Annotated in this window: 13 protein-coding genes, 1 tRNA gene, 1 rRNA gene, 1 other RNA gene and 1 other annotated feature; of the genes, 4 read left to right on the top strand and 12 right to left on the bottom strand. The window is 41.1% G+C overall.

What is annotated here, in order from left to right:
* Positions 1-281: 281 nt before the first annotated feature.
* From PH210_RS29510 to tadA, 7 genes are all read right to left on the bottom strand, one after another.
* Positions 282-545, bottom strand: coding sequence for a pro-sigmaK processing inhibitor BofA family protein (locus PH210_RS29510; protein WP_289990288.1), 264 nt, complete (start codon positions 543-545; stop codon positions 282-284).
* A 109-nt stretch (positions 546-654) separates the two neighbouring features.
* Positions 655-873, bottom strand: a complete 219-nt coding sequence (locus tag PH210_RS29505; protein ID WP_289990286.1) for a YaaL family protein — start codon at positions 871-873, stop codon at positions 655-657.
* 33 nt (positions 874-906) lie between these two features.
* Positions 907-1,503 (bottom strand): recombination mediator RecR, encoded by a 597-nt coding sequence (recR, locus tag PH210_RS29500; protein ID WP_223596730.1) that lies wholly within the window; start codon positions 1,501-1,503, stop codon positions 907-909.
* Positions 1,504-1,571: 68 nt separating this feature from the next.
* The gene (locus tag PH210_RS29495) at positions 1,572-1,892 is read right to left on the bottom strand and encodes a YbaB/EbfC family nucleoid-associated protein (RefSeq protein WP_223596728.1); all 321 of its coding nucleotides are present in this window, start codon (positions 1,890-1,892) and stop codon (positions 1,572-1,574) included.
* A gap of 19 nt (positions 1,893-1,911) precedes the next feature.
* Positions 1,912-3,609, bottom strand: a complete 1,698-nt coding sequence (gene dnaX, locus PH210_RS29490) for a DNA polymerase III subunit gamma/tau (RefSeq protein WP_289990280.1) — start codon at positions 3,607-3,609, stop codon at positions 1,912-1,914.
* Positions 3,610-3,736: 127 nt separating this feature from the next.
* An RNA gene (gene ffs / locus PH210_RS29485) (signal recognition particle sRNA large type) lies at positions 3,737-4,002 on the bottom strand.
* 91 nt (positions 4,003-4,093) lie between these two features.
* Positions 4,094-4,612, bottom strand: a complete 519-nt coding sequence (gene tadA / locus PH210_RS29480; protein WP_483312157.1) for a tRNA adenosine(34) deaminase TadA — start codon at positions 4,610-4,612, stop codon at positions 4,094-4,096.
* 99 nt (positions 4,613-4,711) lie between these two features.
* On the opposite strand from tadA, the gene PH210_RS29475 reads away from it, so the two are divergent.
* The 3 genes from PH210_RS29475 (at position 4,712) to PH210_RS29465 (ending at position 7,580) form a co-directional block, all read left to right on the top strand.
* Positions 4,712-6,001, top strand: coding sequence for a glycosyl hydrolase family 18 protein (locus tag PH210_RS29475; protein WP_289990278.1), 1,290 nt, complete (start codon positions 4,712-4,714; stop codon positions 5,999-6,001).
* Positions 6,002-6,217: 216 nt separating this feature from the next.
* A complete protein-coding gene (locus PH210_RS29470) occupies positions 6,218-6,865 on the top strand; it encodes a deoxynucleoside kinase (RefSeq protein WP_289990276.1) in 648 nt (215 codons plus the stop codon).
* Positions 6,866-6,881: 16 nt separating this feature from the next.
* Positions 6,882-7,580 (top strand): deoxynucleoside kinase, encoded by a 699-nt coding sequence (locus PH210_RS29465; RefSeq protein WP_440446444.1) that lies wholly within the window; start codon positions 6,882-6,884, stop codon positions 7,578-7,580.
* Between the two features lie 502 nt (positions 7,581-8,082).
* On the opposite strand, the gene PH210_RS29460 is transcribed toward PH210_RS29465, so the two are convergent.
* From PH210_RS29460 to guaB, 4 genes are all read right to left on the bottom strand, one after another.
* Positions 8,083-8,175, bottom strand: a tRNA-Ser gene (locus PH210_RS29460).
* Between the two features lie 94 nt (positions 8,176-8,269).
* Positions 8,270-9,547 carry a serine--tRNA ligase gene (serS, locus tag PH210_RS29455; RefSeq protein ID WP_289990272.1) on the bottom strand — a complete coding sequence of 426 codons (1,278 nt, stop codon included), beginning with the start codon at positions 9,545-9,547 and terminating at the stop codon, positions 8,270-8,272.
* A 52-nt stretch (positions 9,548-9,599) separates the two neighbouring features.
* Positions 9,600-9,824 (bottom strand) — a binding site (T-box leader).
* Between the two features lie 198 nt (positions 9,825-10,022).
* Complete coding sequence (locus PH210_RS29450; RefSeq protein ID WP_289990290.1) at positions 10,023-11,333, bottom strand: serine hydrolase; 1,311 nt, start codon at positions 11,331-11,333, stop codon at positions 10,023-10,025.
* 211 nt (positions 11,334-11,544) lie between these two features.
* Complete coding sequence (guaB, locus tag PH210_RS29445) at positions 11,545-13,011, bottom strand: IMP dehydrogenase (protein ID WP_289990270.1); 1,467 nt, start codon at positions 13,009-13,011, stop codon at positions 11,545-11,547.
* A 108-nt stretch (positions 13,012-13,119) separates the two neighbouring features.
* Here guaB and PH210_RS29440 point away from each other — a divergent pair, with 108 nt between their 5' ends.
* Positions 13,120-14,061 carry a YaaC family protein gene (locus PH210_RS29440; protein ID WP_289990268.1) on the top strand — a complete coding sequence of 314 codons (942 nt, stop codon included), beginning with the start codon at positions 13,120-13,122 and terminating at the stop codon, positions 14,059-14,061.
* Between the two features lie 353 nt (positions 14,062-14,414).
* On the opposite strand, the gene rrf is transcribed toward PH210_RS29440, so the two are convergent.
* Positions 14,415-14,499, bottom strand: a 5S ribosomal RNA gene (rrf, locus tag PH210_RS29435); the annotation flags it as partial.

The following is a 14,499-nucleotide window of genomic DNA, read 5'->3' as shown; positions in this document are numbered from 1 at the left end:
AGCTCATAAAATAAAACGTTGGCTTCGTTTCAAATGAAACGAATATTATTGTTTGTTGACGTTTTTGTTTGTTTAGTTTTCAAAGATCAATTTCTTTATCGCTCAAAAGCGACTTTATTATCTTACCAAACAACCAACTCAAAGTCAATAACTTTTTTTATTAGTTGTTGTCGTCTCGGTGACGACTTTTACTATATTACAGCATATCCTTTAGTTGGTCAACACTTTTTTTCATATTTTTTCAAAGGAAAACCGCTGTTGTTTTCAGCGGCTTACAACTGTTAGATAATCCAATGCTGTATAGCTACTAATGCTAATAAGCCCGGGATGCCCAAAAAGCCTGAGACTGCAGAAGTGGCGAAGTTGATTGGTACATGGATGCCGTAATGATTACCGGCAACATTTAGGAAGAACAGAAACAACGCCCCGATTAGCAACTTTATAGCAGCTTGGCCCACAAAACGAGCTGGCTTAAAGGGAGCCCCCGAAAATAATAACAAAATAACGAGCCCGCCTAAAATGGAAATGACGACAATTGGTTCCAAAAAGTGATCCCCCTTCTTAGGTCCTTTATAAAACATATGTACAAGCTCAAAAAAATAGACCTTAGGAACAAGGAAAAGCCGGGGTCCTTAATTGGCACCCCGGCAGATCTTACCTCATTAACGTAACATTCCGTTCTTTTGCTTCTCTTAAAAGGAAGATATATTTCGCTTCTGCAATCTTTGTTTGACAAATCACTTCATCAGATGGGTCAAAGCTTTTTTCAAGCAGCATTTTTTCCTGCTGCCAATGTTCCTTATACTTGTTCAACTGGATCAGCAGCTTTTCATCATATTCTTTTCGAAGCCAGCCTTTACGCCGAAAAAACATAATCCAATCCTCCGGTCTCTTTTAGTAGGAGCCCTATAATTCCCGCCGGCCCTCTAATGCTTTGGATAAGGTTACTTCATCAGCGTACTCAAGATCGCCGCCAACCGGAAGACCGTGAGCTATTCTCGTTGTTTTAATGCCTGACGGTTTTAACAATCGGGAAATATACATCGCTGTTGCTTCGCCTTCGATATTTGGATTTGTTGCTAAGATGACCTCTTGCACAGTTTCATCCTGCAATCGTTTTAACAAATCCGGGATATTAATATCCTCTGGCCCAATTCCATCCATCGGCGAAATCGCACCATGTAATACATGGTATAATCCGTTAAATTCCTTCATTTTTTCCATGGCGATCACATCTTTGGGATCTTGGACTACACATATTATGCCTTTATCCCGGCGTTGATCTTCACAAATGTAACATGGATCTTGATCGGTGATGTGGCCGCATATCGAACAATAAGTAAGATTTCGTTTCGCATTCACCAATGCCTTGGCAAAATCAAGCACGGTGTCTTCTTTCATACTTAAAACGTAAAAAGCCAAGCGGGCGGCTGTTTTTGGACCGATGCCCGGCAGTTTCATAAAGCTGTCAATCAGCTTCGATATCGGTTCAGGATAGTGCATATTAATGTTCCTCTCTTAAAAAAAGCCAAAGTGCATGAGTACCTACGCACTTTGGCTATATATTTTTATTAAAACGGCAAATTCATTCCTTTTGTAAATTGTCCCATTGTATTGTTTGTTAATTCTTCTGCCTTTTTTAGAGCATCGTTTACAGCAGCTAGGACTAGATCCTGCAGCATTTCCACGTCATCTGGATCAACTGCCTCCGGTTTAATTTGAACATCGACTACTTCTTTATGTCCAGTTACCACAACAGTAACCATACCGCCGCCAGCAGTTCCTTCGATTTTCTCCTGCCCTAATTTTTCTTGAGCCTCAGCCATTTGCTTTTGCATTTTTTGCATTTGCTTCATCATATTTTGCATATTACCCATTCCGCCACGCATCATTTTCAATTACCTCCATTTTTTAGTCAATTATTTCAACAAACTCTTCGCCAAATAATTTTTTAGCCTCTGCAATATGAGGTTCTTCCTCATGTACCGTTCCGCTGCTTTCTTCCTCTTCACCATGCTGTTGTGTGCTCAGGAAGCTTTCCCGGATCGACATCCAGTGTTCCTCGGGTACTCCTAAGATTAAAAGCCTTTTACCGGTGAATTTATTTAAGGCCGCGGTAATTCCGTCGAGGAAATCCCTTCTATCCATTGCCATTTGACAAATCATTTCATGTTTAAATTTTATTATTAAAGCATCAGTCGAAGCTGCGACTGGCTCTGCTTCATTAAGTAAGGCCGCATGTGATTTGATTAAATTGGCCCGCATTTCGCCCCATTTACTCTTGATTTGATTTAAATCATTTTTGGTTGCCTGCTTTAACACCTCATTAATCTTACCAACAGGCGGTTGGAATCCTTTTCTTGAACTCCTCTGGGCAGTCTTTTGCGGTGCTGGTGCTGGTTCATGTGCAGAAACCGCCACACCATTTTCCTTTAATTGCCTCAATTCATTTTCAAGTTGCTCAATTCTCGACATCAAATGGTCGACATTTGCTGGTGCCGCCTCAGATTGCATACTATGTGCTGTTTCCATTTGACATAGTTTTACGATCGCCACTTCTAAGAAAATCCTTGGATGGTTTGTCCAGCGCATCTCTTGCTGTGTTTTATTAAGGAGATCAATGAGCCGATAGATTTCCACAGTCGGAATCGCTTCAGCCATTTCGCGAAATTCTTCATCCAGCATAACTCTTTCCAGAGATTCCTCAAGCTTTGGCGCTGTTTTATAAAGAAGCATATCGCGATAAAACAATATCATATCTTCAATAAAACGTGCCGGGTCTTTTCCGTGAAACAAGAGCTCATCTAACGCCTCTAAACCGCTGGCAACGTCTTTATCCCGGAATGCCGCAGCTAATTTATTTAAAAATCCTTGAGATACTGAACCTGTTACCGTTAAGGCATCCTCTATCGTGACACGGTCATGACTGTAGGAAATCGCTTGATCCAATAAACTTAAGGCGTCACGCATACCGCCTTCAGCCGCTCTTGCAATCATTTGCAAGGCGCGCTCATCACAATTAACACCTGTTTCATCGACAATCAGCTTCATCCGGTTGACGATAGAACCTGCGGTAATCCTCCTAAAATCAAAGCGTTGACACCTTGAGATAATCGTTAATGGAATTTTATGAGGTTCTGTTGTCGCCAAAATAAAGATTACATGCTTCGGTGGTTCCTCTAACGTTTTCAATAGAGCATTAAAGGCACTAATCGATAACATATGCACTTCATCGATAATATAGACTTTATAGTTCACAGCAGTCGGAGCAAACTTCACCTTATCAAGAACATCACGCATCTCTTCAACTCTGGAGTTGGAGGCAGCGTCAAATTCAAGCACATCTGAAATTGTCCCATTTGTAATCCCGCGGCAAGCCGCACATTCATTGCATGGCTCTGAAACCGGAGCATGCTCACAATTGATTGCCTTCGCTAATATTTTAGCTGCACTTGTTTTACCCGTTCCTCTTGGTCCAGAAAAAAGATAGGCATGGGTAATCTTTTGTTGAAGCAGGGCATTTTGCAATGTCGTTGTTACATGTTCTTGGCCTACTACATCAATAAATTTCTGTGGACGCCAAACACGATATAATGCTTGATAAGACATGCGACATCGCCCCCTTCAAAAATTTTCATCCCATCTATTATAACGTATTCAATTTCCTTTTTACAAAAAGAATAACAAAAAAACTCATCCTTGATCTAGGATGAGTTTAATTATGTAAAATAAACTGCCGTGCACCTTCCTTCGACTGGCGCCCATAAGCGTTACTTAAGCAGTTAGCTCGGCCCAGGCACCCCTGCGGCACATGGGAGCGTCCACTTAATGCTGCTTCCTTCCGGACCTGACATGGTTCATGGATTCCCATTGCGCAGGACCCAGGCGTCAACACCACTTACTTAAGGCAGACCCTACAGGTCGCGAGCCTCAGAGAAGGGATTCAGTCCCGCTAGAGCGGATTGCGGGTACAGGGCACCGCTGCCTCCCCACCTAGCACGGCAAAGTTGATACCAAATATTTAGGCGTCGTATGTGACGCTTTTTTAGTATACAAACAATCTCAAAAAAAATCAATCTTTATCGTTTGTAAATTACTGTAAATCTTTTAACGAACTCTCATTTCTTCGCTGTTTCTCCTGCTTTTTTCTCTCTCTAATTTTTCGAAAAAAATTAGAAAGCAATTGACCGCACTCCGCTTCCAATACTCCTTTTGCGACCTCACTCTGGTGATTGAAGCGTTCATCCTCGAGCAGATTCATCAAGGTGCCCGCACAGCCGCCCTTAGGGTCCGCCGCACCGTATACAACTCTTTTTACTCTTGATAAGATAATTGCCCCTGAACACATGGGACAAGGCTCTAAGGTCACATATAAAGTCGTATCTTCAAGCCGCCATGTTCCTAATTCCTTGCAGGCTTGATCAATGGCAAGCAGTTCGGCATGGGCGATTGATTTTTGTTCACTTTCGCGCAAATTATGAGCCCTCGCAATGATCTTACCGTCCAACACAATTACCGCACCTATCGGCACCTCATCGAGCTCTTCGGCCTTTTTGGCTTCCTTCATCGCTTCCATCATATAAAATTCATCTAGTGTTTCATCTATTGCCATAAATAAACCGTCCTACTATTTATTTATCTACATTATAACATTTATCGGCACATGCTCTCATAAAATAGTTCTAGCGCATATATGTTGGGAGGAATATGAATGCAAATTCATGTTGTCCAAAGTAATCAATCATTAACGACAATTGCGAGGACCTACCATACAACGGTTCAAGATATAATTGAAGCAAATGATTTACCCAACCCAAATAATTTAGTCATTGGTCAATCCATTGTTATACCGATTGTGGGTCATTTTCATTTTGTGCAGCCTGGTGAATCTTTAACCACTATAGCCCGAAGATATGGTGTTACAGCGCAGCAGCTTGCGACAGTCAATCGAATTCAAATTAACCAGCCTCTCACTGTTGGATACCGTCTATATATTCCCCCTGGAAGAAAAAGAAATGCCGAGTTTAACGCATACGTTGAACCGCGCGGCAATACGGTTGCCCCCATTCTCGAGCAAAGTGCCCGTGAAGCGGCACCCTATATCACCTATTTAGCACCGTTTAGCTTTCAAGCCCGTCGTGATGGTACCTTAAAAGAGCCGTTATTAAACGATTTCCCTGCCATCGCAAGGGCCAACCGCAACGTCTTAATGATGGTTATTAATAACCAGGAAAATGATCAATTCAGCGATGAGTTAGGGCGTATTTTATTAACAGACATGGCGATTCAAGATAAATTCCTTAATAATATTGTCACAACAGCTAAAAAATACGGCTTCCGTGATATTCACTTTGATTTTGAGTTTTTGCGTCCTGCAGACCGCGAGGCGTATAACAACTTTTTAAGAAAAGCAAAGCAAAGATTCAGTCGAGAAGGCTGGCTCATGTCCACCGCTCTTGCTCCAAAAACGAGTGCAACGCAGAAAGGAAAGTGGTACGAAGGGCATGATTACAAAGCACATGGACAAATATCAGATTTTGTCGTCATTATGACCTATGAATGGGGCTATAGCGGCGGCCCTGCGATGGCAGTGTCACCAATTGATCAGGTTAAAAAAGTGTTGGATTATGCTGTAACCGAAATCCCCTCAAATAAAATTCTGATGGGGCAAAATCTATATGGTTATGACTGGACACTGCCTTTTGTTCAAGGCTCCGTTGCCAGAGCAGTCAGCCCCCAGCAGTCCATCCAGCTTGCCGCCGAGCATAATGTCCCAATTCAATATGATACAAAGGCTCAGGCCCCTCATTTTAACTATATCGATAGAAGTGGAAAAAAGCATGAGGTTTGGTTCGAGGATGCCCGTTCCATCCAAGCAAAGTTTAACCTCATCAAGCAAATGAATTTAAGAGGGATGAGTTATTGGAAGCTGGGTTTGGCCTTCCCGCAAAATTGGCTGTTGATCGTCGATAATTTCAATGTTACAAAACGTGGAACTTAAAAATAATTTTGACTTTAACTGCCGTCATTCGGCAGTTTTTTCATATTATTGACACGAAACGACTAACTTCTTAATTTTCCATATCCCTTCCTGCGACAGATTATGATAAAATATTCTTTGTGTCTTAGATTCACATATGACAAAAGTAATATAAATTATCAGGTTCATCCTGGATAATCATAGAGAGTGCAGGCAGTTGGAGAAGGAGGACTTGCAATGGGGGATACACCCTTTATTACCGTTGAAGGGCCGATTGGTGTCGGTAAGACATCTCTTGCAAAGGCCATTTCAGAACACTTTAATTTTGCTTTATTAAAAGAAATTGTGGATGAAAATCCATTCCTTGGGAAATTTTACGAAAATATTGAGGAATGGAGTTTCCAGACGGAAATGTTCTTTCTCTGCAATCGCTTTAAGCAATTAGGGGATATCAATACCCATTACTTAAGCCAAAACAAGTCAGTTGTAGCGGACTATCATATATTTAAAAACTTGATTTTTGCTTCTCGGACTTTGAATCCTGATGAGTACAATAAGTACTACAAGATTTATCAAATTTTAACGGAAGATATGCCAAAGCCAAATGTCATTATCTACTTAAATGCAAGTCTTGATACGCTGCTCAGCCGCATAAAAATAAGAGGGCGCGAAGTAGAGAAAAATATCAGCCCGTTATATTTAGAACAACTATCCATCGACTATGAAAATGCCATTACAAGCTTTGAAAAGGCACATCCAGAAATCCCAGTTCTCCGCTTTAGCGGCGATGAGTTGGATTTTGTCAAAAATGAAGCAGATTTAAATCATATTATAGAAAAACTAGCATTATCGTTAAAAGAGAGCAGCTGGTCCAACACATTATAGAAACAGGGGGATGTTAGTGAGTATCGTTATTGGTGGTATGATTGGTCTTGGAAAGACAAGTGTTGCAGATACGTTAAATGCACACTTTAAAAATAAAGGTATTGAGAGCAAGGTATTTTACGAAACGGTGGATGATAATCCTATTCTTCCACTTTACTATGAATTGACACCTGAAGAATTAGATGCACGAAGAATTCCGTTCCTCTTGCAGTTATTCTTTTTAAATAAACGCTTTAAAACGGTAAAAGAATGCATTAATTGGCGTGAACCTATTTACACCATTCAAGATCGGTCAATTTATGAGGATTGGTACTTTGCTTATGTAAATAAAAGATTAGGCAGAATCTCGGACTTAGAATTTAAAATTTATGAAGAGCTCGTTGAAAACATGCTTGAAGAGTTAAATGAACTTCCGAAGAAGGCACCGGATTTAATGGTTTACTTAAAAGGTTCCTTTGATACAGTCATCGATCGGATTATGTCCCGCGGCCGCAGCTTTGAAATTAACCCTGAATTGAAGGAATACTATTTTGAAGTTTGGAAGGATTATGATGAGTGGGTTATGAATCAATATTCCGCTAGCGAAGTTTTGATTATTGATATGGATAACACTGATGTTGTAAAAAGTAAAGCCGATGCCGAGCGCGTGTGTCGTGAGGTTGAGGAAAAATTGAATGACATTTTAAATATGACAAAAACACCAATTGGCCGATAAGCCGCTTGGTGTTTTTTCATCTTGCGGAGTGTTTTGTGAGTCACTTAGTGACCGTTGGGCATAATTTTTTGCTTCCTTGGGAATTTGGCGACTTTCCTAATTACCCTTGCTCCTTTTTTAGGACCTCCTCAGGCATTAGGGGCCTCTCCTAATTACCGTTGCTCCTTTTTTGGGGCCACCTCGGGCATTATGAGCCTCTTCTATTTACCGTTGCTCCTTTTTTAGGGCCTCCTCAGGCATTAGGGGCCTCTCCTAATTACCGTTACTCCTTTTTTGGGGCCACCTCGGGCATTATGAGCCTCTTCTATTTACCGTCGCTCCTTTTTTAGGACCTCCTCAGGCATTAGGGGCCTCTCCTAATTACCGTTACTCCTTTTTTTAGCTTCCTCGGGCATTTGGAGCCTCTCGTACAATTAAATTTTCTCTAAATAAAAAAAAATCCGCTACATGTATATGTAACGAATTTTTATCTCCAGTTTTATGCGCGATTGTAAGTATATTGTGGCGGAGGAAGAGGGATTCGAACCCCCGCGCGGTTTAACCCGCCTGTCGGTTTTCAAGACCGATCCCTTCAGCCGGACTTGGGTATTCCTCCGTATCAACAAAAGATAATTTATCATAATATGATTAGCATGTCAACTTTGAAAATAAAAATACTGGACGGATTAAATCCGCCCAGTATTTTTTCATTAAGGCTTAATGACCTCGCGGTTGCCCATGTATGGACGCAGTACGGTTGGAATCACGACACTGCCGTCTTCCTGCTGATAGTTTTCCAAAATAGCGGCCACCGTGCGGCCAATCGCAAGGCCAGATCCGTTAAGTGTATGAACATGTTCAGGCTTTGCCTTAGGGTCGCGGCGGAAGCGAATATTAGCACGTCTCGCCTGGAAGGCTTCAAAATTACTGCAAGAAGAGATTTCACGGTAAGTTCCATAGCTTGGAATCCAAACCTCGATGTCATACTTTTTCGCTGCAGTAAACCCTAAGTCACCCGTGCACATGCTTAGCACGCGGTATGGAAGCTCCAGAAACTGCAACACTCTTTCTGCATCATTTGTCAGCTTTTCAAGCTCCTCATAAGAATCCTCAGGCTTCACAAACTTTACAAGCTCTACCTTATTGAATTGATGCTGACGAATCAACCCACGGGTATCACGTCCAGCTGACCCTGCCTCAGAGCGGAAACATGCGCTGTAGGCTGCAAAACGGATTGGCAGGTCCTCTCCACTTAAGATTTCATCACGGTGATAGTTAGTAACCGGCACCTCTGCAGTCGGAATGAGGAAATAATCTTCACTTTCGATTAAAAACGCATCCTCTTCAAACTTCGGCAATTGCCCTGTGCCCGTCATGCTGGTTCTGTTTACCATGTACGGCGGCAGGATTTCCGTATACCCATGCTCATCAACATGCAAATCTAGCATAAAGCTCATTAAGGCACGCTCTAAACGTGCTCCAAGCCCTTTGTAAAAGACAAACCGGCTTCCTGTTACTTTTCCTGCCCGTTCAAAATCAAGAATCCCTAATTGGTCAGCTATATCCCAGTGCGGCTTTGCTTCAAATGCAAACTCACGTACTTGGCCCCACTTTCTGATTTCGATATTATCATCTTCTGTTTCACCGACGGGCACAGATTCATGTGGAATATTGGGGATGCTGAGCAGCAATAGTTCTAATGTCTCTTCTACTCCTCTAAGCTCCTCATCAAGTGTTTTAATGCGGTCACCCACTTCGCGCATTTCCGTAATCAGATGATCAGCATCCTGTTTTTCGCGTTTTAATGCAGCAACCTGCTGGGAAACTTCATTACGGCGGCTCTTTAATTTTTCAGATTCAACAATCAGTTCACGTCGTTTTAAGTCAAGCTCTTCAAATCGTCCCAAATCCGTTAAATCCTCACCGCGATTTTGCAGCTTTTCTTTTACCTCGGCAAAATTCGCTCTTAATACTTTAATATCTAACATTCAACTGCACTCCTTTTTTAAAAATAAAAAAACAAAAAACTCCCGCCCCAAAAACAGGGACGAGAGTTACCCGCGTTACCACCCTGGTTGACAGCCGAAACTGTCCACCTCAAAAACGTTAACGGTTTTGTACCGAAAGTACTTACTGGCCTTTTCTAAAAAGACGTTCCGTACCTTACTCGAGGAGGGATTCACAAGCTTCATCCACCGGTTCACACCAGCCACCGGCTCTCTTTAGAACTAAATTCCTGCTACTAGTTCCTCTCATTGCTTTAAACAATATGAATTTGTATCTCTTAATTTACTACATATATTATCCAAATGCAACCAGTTCTATACTAATTGTTTTGCCTTTGCTTCCTTAACCATTCCTTCGAAATATGTCGGAATAAACTTTTTCTCATAAAATCATTAAAGCAACAAAAAAGGATTCCTGTCAAGACAAGAATCCTCTTTTAAAATAGCTTATTTTTAATTAAAACCAGCCTTTAACAGTTTTAGAAATTCCATGCCATACATCGCCAAAGAAACCGCCGATGCCACTCATCATTAACACAAACCAGTTTGCCTTTTCAACATCCTGGGCCGCAATAAGATCGACCTGAACCTTCTTTTGACCTTCTTCCGTTAAGAAGCTGACCTTCTCGCCATTTTTCGGTTGAATCGTTACCGTTCCAATCTTTTCGCCCTTTTTAATTGGAGCTGTTAATTCACCTTTTTTATTCACCTTATTTTTATCTAATACCAAAACAGGTTTATACTCTTTCTTTTCACCATTTAAAATCACCATGTTGATGGCTGACTTTGTATAGACCTTTACTTGATCGCTTTTCCCTTTAACAACAGGGATTGTTTTGTGCCCCTTTACTTGGTAATGCTTTGGAAGCACTTCTTCTTTTGTGTAGTTGCTAAACGCATAATCCATCATTTTTCTTGTTTCGTCGAAGCGTGCTTTATAGCCGCCTTGGCCGCTGGCATCTTTGGCATTTTGCACAACTGTGATAAACCGCTTGCCATCACGGCTAGCCGTTCCAGTGAAGCAGTATCCGGCGAAATCTGTTGTACCCGTTTTAAGCCCGTCCATACCTTCATAGCCGTACGTTAAAGATGGCAGCATCCAGTTCCAGTTATCCATCTTAATTTGGTCGGTTGTGCCTTCTCTAAAGGTTTTCTTAGGCGTACTTGCTGTTTTTAGCACTTCTGGGAAATCATTAATTAAATGGAATGCTAATTTCGCAACGGCACGGGATGACATTACGTTTTCATCCTCTGCACCCGTTCCTTGCGGCTGCTGGCCATTGTAGTCACGATTATTTAAACCAGTGGAATTAACGAATTTATAATCCTTTAAGCCTAACTTTTTTGCTTTATCATTCATCATTTTAACGAAGTTCGTTTCCGAACCGCCAATTTTTTCAGCAATCGCAATGGTTGCGGCATTTGCAGAGTAGATCGCCATCGCCTCATATAACTCACGGATTTTATATTTATCATCAGGTCTTAATGGAACATTGGAAAGATCCGTTCTCTGGGAGATTTTATACACAAGGTCACTTGGAGTGTATTCTTGATCCCATTTTACTTTCCCTTTTTTTACGGACTCTAGTAATAGATACTCCGTCATCATTTTCGTCATACTAGCAATTCCTAGTACAGTATCTGCATTCTTCTCATATAAAACCTTACCTGTTTCTCCATCTACTAAAATCGCACCGTCTGCATTTACATTTAAAGCCGCTTCTGCCTTGGCTGAACTTGCCCCGGCAAATAGGCTGAAAAACAACATGATTGCCAAGAGGCTGGCAATGCATTTCTGATAAACATGTTTGTTCACTATTTATAACCCTCCAACGTTTAATTACACCTTGGTTATTTTATCATAACTGCCTTGTAAATCATAGACAGAGCATCGACCCATCTTATATCCATTTTTTGTACTAAACAGGACTTTTTTCTCAAAAAAACAGAGAGGCTTCCAAAGCCCCTCTGTTTAAAAATTATATATGTGAATAGTTTGGTGCCTCTTTTGTGATTTGTACATCATGCGGGTGGCTTTCTCGCAGGCCTGCACCTGTCATTTTGATAAACTGTGCTTTTGTTCTTAAATCATACAGATCTTTTGTTCCACAGTACCCCATTCCTGAACGAAGACCGCCGATCAGCTGGTAAATTGTTTCAGATAATGGTCCTTTATAAGGAATACGTCCTTCTATTCCCTCTGGAACAAACTTTTTATTATCCTCTTGGAAATAACGGTCTTTTGAACCTTTTTCCATCGCGGCAACGGAACCCATTCCCCGGTAAACTTTGAAGCGGCGTCCTTGGAAGATTTCCGTTTCTCCTGGGCTTTCAGATACCCCTGCTAATAAACTTCCAAGCATGACGGCATGACCGCCGGCTGCGAGCGCCTTAACAATATCTCCTGAGAATTTAATTCCGCCATCAGCAATAATTGTTTTTCCATGCTTCATCGCTTCTGTTGCACAATCATATACAGCGGTAATTTGTGGGACACCAACACCCGCAACGACCCTTGTGGTACAAATCGATCCTGGGCCAATTCCCACCTTCACAACATCGGCTCCCGCTTCAATTAAGTCCTTGGTAGCTTCAGCAGTGGCGACATTTCCTGCAATAATGGTCAAATCAGGATACGCTTCTCTAATTTGTTTAACCGTATCGAGAACACCCTTGGAATGCCCGTGTGCGGTATCGACAACAATGACGTCTACGCTTGCCTTAACAAGCTTATCAACACGTTTCATAGTATCGCTTGTAACGCCCACAGCGGCACCGGCTAATAAACGTCCTTGGCGGTCTTTTGCTGAATTAGGGAACTCAATAACCTTTTCAATATCTTTAATGGTAATTAGTCCTTTTAGGACACCTTGATCATCGACTAGCGGAAGCTTTTCAATTTTGTGCCTTTGAAGGATTTTTTCTGCTTCCTTCAAGGTTGTGCCTACCGGCGCGGTAACAAGATTTTCCTTTGTCATCACGTCAGAAATTTTAAAAGAGTAATCTGAAATAAAACGCAAATCACGGTTGGTAATAATTCCAATCAGTTTTTGCTCATCCATGTTATTTACGATCGGCACACCTGAAATTCGATATTTCCCCATTAGATGCTCTGCATCATATACTTGGTGATCCGGGGTTAGGTAAAATGGATCGCTAATTACTCCACTTTCTGATCTTTTTACCTTTTCAACCTGCTCAGCCTGCTGTTCAATGGTCATATTCTTATGGATAATCCCTAAGCCGCCTTGTCGGGCAATCGAGATTGCCATTTCTGATTCAGTAACAGTATCCATGCCCGCACTGATAATCGGGATATTAAGCTTTACATTAGGCGATAACTCTACTTGTAAATTCACATCTCTCGGCAGAACTTCAGACTTACCAGGAATCAACAACACATCATCAAACGTTAAACCTTCTTTTGCAAACTTAGTTTCCCACATTTTAACGGCCTCCAGGACAAAAAATTTTATTTGTAGGTTAACAATTGGACAAAATACTGTCAAGGAGAAAGTATTAATTTGATTTTTCTGAAAATAGGTGATTGTATTTTGGATATTCAATTTAAGGATTGGAAAAGCTTTGCCTGCTTCTTTTCAGCAGAATACTGCCAAGCTTTTTTAAGAAAATGTTACCAAAAAGGTGGAGTCGAAAATCCTGAACAAAAAAGTTACGAAAACGGTTATGCCTTTCTTTATTATCTTGAACATGGACAAATATATTATGAACAGGCTGAAAAATCCCCGCTTATTTTAAAACCAATTCTTCTTTTTTATGGTCTCGTTCATTTAATTAAAGCATGCATTTTAACCATAGATCCTGCCTATCCTGAAACGACAGCTGTTTTAGCACATGGAGTTTCCACTCGAAAAAGAAAAAAACAAAATTATTTATTCTTTCAGGATGAGGTGAAGATACAAAAAAACGGCCTTTTCCCCTATATGTCAGAAAAAATGTTTCATGTGAAACAATTGGAAGGGGAAAAAGTCTTCATGGAGGAATTACTACAGCTTATACCAGAGCTGGATGATTTATTCTTTTTAATTGATGGGAAGAGAACTTTTACAGCATTACATAAGCAGGGTGATCAGCTAAGTATTCCTGAGATGGTTCTGGATCACTTTCACATGACAGATGGGCGGTTTAAGGAGTTTTTTGCTTCTAAGGTTGCTAACGGGGTTGAGTTTTCGGGGGAAGGACTTAGTTTTTCGGCTGTGGAAAAGGATCTTTCAGGTGTTTCACCAGTGAAATTTAATTTAGAGATTGATTCTTATTGCTTGCCGCTTCATAAAAGCAATCTATTTAATTTTCCGGAGCTGCTGATCCATTATTTATTGTTGTATAACCTGAGTATGATTGCTCGTTATGAAACGGAATGGTGGAGTGAATTAACGAAAATGATGCCGAATCGAGATTATCCGTTTATTGATACATTTTTGGGGATTACGATGCAAAAGGGTCCGTTTTTGGTTTATCAGTATTTGATGGGGTGAGGATTGAGTAGGTGACGTAAATTTCGTGGGGGATGGACTGATAAGATAGTTCATCCTTAATAAGATTGAGAGCTACTGAGGACTCGGCCTTTCTATTTCCACTGCTCATGTCCCCTATAAGCACTATTGTAGACTTTGTCTTCCTTTTTTCAAATGGCCATGTCCTCTATAAGCACTATCACGGACACGGCCTTCCATTTTTCCAGTTCCCGAGTCCACTATATGGGCTATTGTGGACTCAACCCTTCAATTTTCCACTGTCCGTGTCTTTCATAAAATCCAGTTTTCATTTTCGGATAAAAAATGATCCCAAAACAAAAAAAGACAACCCTCGTGGATTGTCTCTTTCTTGTGCCTGGCAACGTCCTACTCTCACAGGGGCGCGTGCCCCAACTACCATCGGCGCTGAGAAGCTTAACTTCCGTGTTCGGTATGGGA

The sequence above is a fragment of the Paenibacillus sp. BSR1-1 genome, assembly GCF_030403775.1.
Lineage (GTDB): Bacteria > Bacillota > Bacilli > Bacillales > Cytobacillaceae > Neobacillus.
The sequence above is the reverse complement of the archived record's forward strand: the minus strand, read 5'-3'. Positions and strand labels throughout refer to the sequence as shown.

What these genes read in the sequence shown, in the direction of transcription:
- PH210_RS29505 (WP_289990286.1), bottom strand. Translation starts at nt 873, where the DNA reads ATGTTTTTTCGGCGTAAAGGCTGGCTTCGAAAAGAATATGATGAAAAG.
- recR (WP_223596730.1), bottom strand. Translation starts at nt 1,503, where the DNA reads ATGCACTATCCTGAACCGATATCGAAGCTGATTGACAGCTTTATGAAA.
- PH210_RS29495 (WP_223596728.1), bottom strand. Translation starts at nt 1,892, where the DNA reads ATGATGCGTGGCGGAATGGGTAATATGCAAAATATGATGAAGCAAATG.
- dnaX (WP_289990280.1), bottom strand. Translation starts at nt 3,609, where the DNA reads ATGTCTTATCAAGCATTATATCGTGTTTGGCGTCCACAGAAATTTATT.
- tadA (WP_483312157.1), bottom strand. Translation starts at nt 4,612, where the DNA reads ATGGCAATAGATGAAACACTAGATGAATTTTATATGATGGAAGCGATG.
- PH210_RS29475 (WP_289990278.1), top strand. Translation starts at nt 4,712, where the DNA reads ATGCAAATTCATGTTGTCCAAAGTAATCAATCATTAACGACAATTGCG.
- PH210_RS29470 (WP_289990276.1), top strand. Translation starts at nt 6,218, where the DNA reads ATGGGGGATACACCCTTTATTACCGTTGAAGGGCCGATTGGTGTCGGT.
- serS (WP_289990272.1), bottom strand. Translation starts at nt 9,547, where the DNA reads ATGTTAGATATTAAAGTATTAAGAGCGAATTTTGCCGAGGTAAAAGAA.
- PH210_RS29450 (WP_289990290.1), bottom strand. Translation starts at nt 11,333, where the DNA reads ATGTTGTTTTTCAGCCTATTTGCCGGGGCAAGTTCAGCCAAGGCAGAA.
- guaB (WP_289990270.1), bottom strand. Translation starts at nt 13,011, where the DNA reads ATGTGGGAAACTAAGTTTGCAAAAGAAGGTTTAACGTTTGATGATGTG.